4 protein-coding genes are annotated in these 4,901 nt (G+C 73.8%); 1 reads left to right on the top strand and 3 read right to left on the bottom strand.

Going from position 1 to position 4,901, the window contains the following annotated elements:
* Window positions 1–156: 156 nt before the first annotated feature.
* From AC2CJA_RS24140 to AC2CJA_RS24150, 3 genes are read right to left on the bottom strand one after another with little or no spacing between them, the layout of a single operon-like run.
* Entirely contained in the window at window positions 157–1,092 is a 936-nt protein-coding gene (locus AC2CJA_RS24140) for an N-acetylneuraminate synthase family protein (RefSeq protein ID WP_484604795.1), read from the bottom strand.
* Window positions 1,093–1,094: 2 nt separating this feature from the next.
* Window positions 1,095–2,339: a cytidylyltransferase domain-containing protein gene (locus AC2CJA_RS24145; RefSeq protein WP_484604796.1), complete on the bottom strand. Its 1,245-nt coding sequence runs from the start codon at window positions 2,337–2,339 to the stop codon at window positions 1,095–1,097.
* 47 nt (window positions 2,340–2,386) lie between these two features.
* Window positions 2,387–3,745 carry a DUF6716 putative glycosyltransferase gene (locus AC2CJA_RS24150; protein WP_484604797.1) on the bottom strand — a complete coding sequence of 453 codons (1,359 nt, stop codon included), beginning with the start codon at window positions 3,743–3,745 and terminating at the stop codon, window positions 2,387–2,389.
* Window positions 3,746–3,932: 187 nt separating this feature from the next.
* On the opposite strand from AC2CJA_RS24150, the gene AC2CJA_RS24155 reads away from it, so the two are divergent.
* On the top strand, window positions 3,933–4,901 hold a 969-nt coding region (locus AC2CJA_RS24155; RefSeq protein ID WP_484604798.1), incomplete at its 3' end, for a glycosyltransferase family 2 protein.

A 4,901-nucleotide genomic window follows, 5' to 3' on the forward strand; every position in this document is an offset into this window, starting at 1 on the left:
GGGCGCGCCCCCCGACGCTCCCCGGCCGTGCCCGGCGTGCCCTGCTTGCCCGGCGTGCCCGGCCTCCGGGCCGACTGCGGCGGGACCCCGCCCGGGGTCCCGCCGGGGACTGCGCCTGCGCTCACCTTGGATCGCCCCGTCAGCCCGTCGTCCCCGTCAGACCGCTGCCGGCTCGCGGCCGGCGGCGGACTCCTCGGCCTCGGCCACGACGCCCTTGACCCGGCGCAGCTTCTTCATCGGCCCGATCTCGCTGTCGTAGACCTTCTTGACGCCGTCACCGAGGGACTCCTCGATGGTGCGGATGTCGCGCACCAGGCGCTGCAGGCCCTGCGGCTCGACGGAGGCGGCCTGGTCGGAGCCCCACATCGCGCGGTCCAGGGTGATGTGGCGCTCGACGAAGGCGGCGCCCAGCGCGACGGCGGCCAGCGTGGTCTGCAGGCCGGTCTCGTGGCCGGAGTAGCCGATCGGCACGTTGGGGTACTCGGCCTGCAGAGTGTGGATCATCCGCAGGTTGAGCTCCTCGGCCTTGGCCGGGTAGGTGCTGGTGGCGTGGCAGAGCACGATGTTCTCGCTGCCCAGCACCTCCACCGCGTGCCGGATCTGCTTCGGCGTGGACATGCCGGTGGAGAGGATGACGGTACGGCCGGTGGCGCGCATCGCGCGCAGCAGCTCGTCGTCGGTCAGGGAGGCGGAGGCCACCTTGTAGCAGGGCACGTCGAACTTCTCCAGGAAGGCGACGGACTCCACGTCCCACGGGGAGGCGAACCAGTCGACGCCCTTCTTCTTGCAGTAGGCGTCGATGGCCCGGTAGCCCTCCTCGTCGAACTCGACGCGGTGGCGGTAGTCGATGTAGGTCATCCGGCCCCAGGGGGTGTCGCGCTCGATCTCCCACTGGTCGCGCGGGGTGCAGACCTCCGGGGTGCGCTTCTGGAACTTCACGGCGTCGCAGCCGGCGTCGGCGGCGGCGTCGATCAGGGCGAACGCGTTCTCCAGGTCGCCGTTGTGGTTGATGCCGATCTCGCCGGTGACGTAGACCGGGTGGCCCGGACCCACGGTCTTGGCGCCGAGGGTACGGAGGCGGGGGCTGGTCATGCTCAAGACAGTTCCTTTCCGAGGATCCACGAGGCGATCTCGCGGATCGCACCGGCCCCTCCGGGAGTGGAGGTGACCGCGCGGGCTGCGCCGCGTACGACGTCGTGGGCACTGGCCACGGCGACGGGCCAGCCGACCAGGCCGAAGCACGGCAGGTCGTTGACGTCGTTTCCGACGTAGAGCACGCGCTCCGGCGCGATGCCCTGCTCCTCGCACCACTGCTTGAGGGCGAGGTCCTTCCGGTCGACGCCGTGGAGCACGGGAATCCGCAGCTTGCGGGCCCGTGCGGCGACCACCGGGTTCTCCTCCGTGGACAGGATCAGCAACGGCAGTCCCGCGCGGCGCAGGGCGGCGATGCCGAGCCCGTCGCCGCGGTGGACCGCGACCGTCTCCCGTCCGCCGGAGTCGACGTACACCCGGTCGTCGGTCTGGGTGCCGTCGAAGTCGAGTACGACCGCGTCGACGTCGTCGCGGGCCGGAAGCGCGCCGGGGCGCCCGTCCGCCCCGCCGTCGAGCAGCGGTGCGAGCGCGCGGGCGCGGGCGAGGTCGTGCGGGTCGTCGATCTCCAGTACGCGCGCCGGGTCGGTGCGCACCGGTTCGGTGCGGCCGAAGAAGCGGTGCCCGGCCGTGCGGAAGCCGTCGGCGCGCATCGCGTAGGCGGCGCCGGTCTCCAGCAGGTCCTGCGGCCGGTCCTGGCGGCGCGGGCGGTACGCCTTGTCGTGGTTGACGCCGACCCCGCCGCCCGCCGCGTCCCCGGGGGTCTCCTCGCGCCAGACGAAGCCGTGGAAGGGGGCCACGGTCAGCGCGCTGTCGGCGCCGCCGGTCACCGCGGCGGCCACGCCCTCGACGTCCTCGCGGGTGAGGAAGGGGCTGGTGCACTGCACCAGCAGCACCACCTCGGCCGCCCGTCCGTGCCGCCCGGCGTGGACGTCCATGGCGTGCAGGACGGCGGCCTCGCTGGTGGCGGTGTCGCCCGCGATGCCGGCGGGCCGGCGCACCACCTCGGCGCCCGCGCCGCGGGCGGCCTCGGCGATGGCGTCGTCGTCGGTGGAGACGACCGTGTGCGTCACACCCCGCGCCGCCAGGCACTCCCGTACCGCGCGGACGACCAGCGGGACTCCCCCGACGGTGGCGAGGTTCTTCGCGGGCACGCCCTTGGATCCGCCGCGGGCGGGGATCACGGCGAGGACGACAGGGCTGCCGGGACTGCCGGGGCCGCTGAGGCCGCCGGAGGCACTGGGGGACACGGGGGACGCTCCTTGCTGTACTGCGGTCTGAGGGATGCCGGGCGTGCTCACAGCTCCCCCATCCGGCGGATGACCGGCGCCACGCGCTGGACGCCGTGGCGGTACGCCCCGCGCGCCGCGTCCCGTACGGCCGCCCGGACGGCCCGGCGCAGCCCGGAGGCCGGCCGGCCGGTCTCCGCTCCCGTCCGGGGCGCGCCCGAGGGGTCGAGTCCGTGACGGGCGAGGATGCCGGGGAGGTAGCCGGGCGCGGTGGTGGACGTGTAGTAGGGGGCGACCGGCGGCAGGGCGGGGCGGGCCAGGAGCTCTGCGACGCGCTCACGGGCGGCGTCGAAGGCCGCCTCGTAGGGGCCGTCGGCGACGACGCCCTGCCGGGCCGTCCACGCCGGGTCGGCCTTGGGCAGCAGCCCGGAGTCGAGCCGGTCCCAGGAGGTCAGACAGCCCGAGCCGATGAAGTGGTGGTTGCCCAGCGCCTCGCGGACGCCGAGATCGGTGAGGACCGCGGTCGGGATGCCCCGGTGCAGCGACTCCAGGGCGGCGGTGGAGCTGACGGTGACCAGCAGGTCGGTGCGGTCCAGCACCTCGCCCATGTGGCCGTAGACCAGGCGGCAGTTGTCCGGCAGCCCGCCGGGGATCCGCGCCGCGAGCTTCTGGTAGGGCTGCTCCTCGATGTGCGTGGTGTGCTCGCCCGGCCTGCTGCGCAGCTTGACCAGCACCTCGCGGTCGGGGTGGCGGCGGGCGTGCCCGGCGGCGCGGCGCAGCAGGTACTCGCGGTCGGCGCGGGAGGCGGGGACGGAGGGCTGGACGGCGAAGACGACCGTGTACGGCCGCTCGCCGGACTCCCGGTACGGCTCGCCGCCGAGGAAGGGCAGCGCGCACTCCACGACGGCGCCGGCGTCCGCGCCGACACCCTCGTAGACCGCGCGGAAGCGCTCGGCGTCGTGGGCGGAGTTGGCCAGGACGACGTCCGCGCCGTGCCGCAGCAGCAGTCCGTCGGCGAGCTTCTCGTAGACGACCCCGACGTAGCCGGTGACGGTGACCGGGCGGCGATCGCTTCCGTCCAGGCGGTGGGACAGGCCGTGCAGCATCGCCTGGACGGTGCCGCCGACGCAGGAGAGCACCACCGCGTCGTACGCGTCGCGGTCGGCCAGGCGCAGGAACTCCGCGGCCGTCACCTCGCGCAGCGAGGCGGCGCGCACACCCACCTCGTCGAGCTGGCGCGCGGTCGGGGTGGCCCGGCCGCGCAGCAGCAGTCCGTCGATACGCGCGCCGGGAACGACGCGGTGCGCGGTGAGCGCACCCCATTTCCAGCGGGTGTCGGAATCGGCGAGAACGGCGATGCGCGTCGCGCTGTCCGGAGCGCTGTCCGAGGCGTTGTCCGGGGAATCCGATGCGGTACGTGATGGCACGTTGCAGACGCTAGAAAGACATTCCGATTCTCAGCCCAACGCGAACACAACAGACGGTTAACAACACACCGACGGAAAGCCAACCAGCCTTCCGGAGAACGGGGTTAACCGTTCCGACACCTCGATTTCACCTGTCCGTACGCCCTTGGACAGCGTTGACGGTGTTCGTGCCCCTAGCCTCTCCGGAGTGGTCAAGCTCTCCGTCATCGTGCCGTTCCGCAATGTTCGGCCCTACGCCCCCGACACGCTCCGGAGCCTGCGCGCCAACTCGGCCGCCTTCGGAAAAGGGGACATCGAATTCATTCTGGTCGACGACTTCTCGACCGACGGCACCTCGGAACTCCTGGAACGCGCGGAAAAGGAAATCCCCGGCGCGGTCCTCGTGCGCCACCGGCTCCAGGGCGGCGTGGCCCGCGCCCGCAACACCGGCCTGGACGCGGCGCGCGGACGGTACATCGCCTTCCTCGACGGCGACGACTGGGCGGCCCCCGGCCACTACCGCGAACTGCTCGCCGCCGCCGAGGCGCTGGGCTGCGACTTCCTCCGTACCGACCATGTGCGCAGCACCGGCCGCCGGCGCACCCTGGCCCGGGCGCCCGAGGGCCGCCGGGGCAGAGTGCTGGACCCGCGCGACGCCATCCTCCCCGCGCACCGCACCACCGCGGTCGACTACGCCTACGCCTGGGCCGGCGTCTACCACCGGCGGCTGCTGGACTCCGGCCTCCTGCGTTTCCACGACGGTCTGCACACCGCCGAGGACCGGCCCTGGATCTGGCGGCTGCACCGCGAGGCGGCGTCCTTCGCCGTGGTCGGCCTGACGGGCCTCTTCTACCGGCGCGGGGTGGCCACCTCGCTCACCCGGACCGGCGACGAGCGGCAGCTCGACTTCCTGCGCGCCTACGACCTGCTGGTGGAGGAGACCTCCCGGGACCGGGAGGCCGCCGCGCTGCTGCCGAAGGCCGTGCGCACCTACTGCGCGGTCATCCACCACCACCTGACCGGCGACCGCTTCGAGCCGCGGCTGCGCCGCACCCTGCGCGCCCGCTGCGCGGCGGCCCTGCGCCGGATGCCCGGCGAACTGGTGTCGCAGGCGCTGGACTCCATGGGCGCCGAGCGCGCCGCGCCGCTGCGCCGGCTGCGGCGCCGCCCCGCCGTG

This window comes from Streptomyces sp. ATLC9, from assembly GCF_057196705.1.

What these genes read in the sequence shown, in the direction of transcription:
- AC2CJA_RS24140 (WP_484604795.1), bottom strand. Translation starts at nt 1,092, where the DNA reads ATGACCAGCCCCCGCCTCCGTACCCTCGGCGCCAAGACCGTGGGTCCG.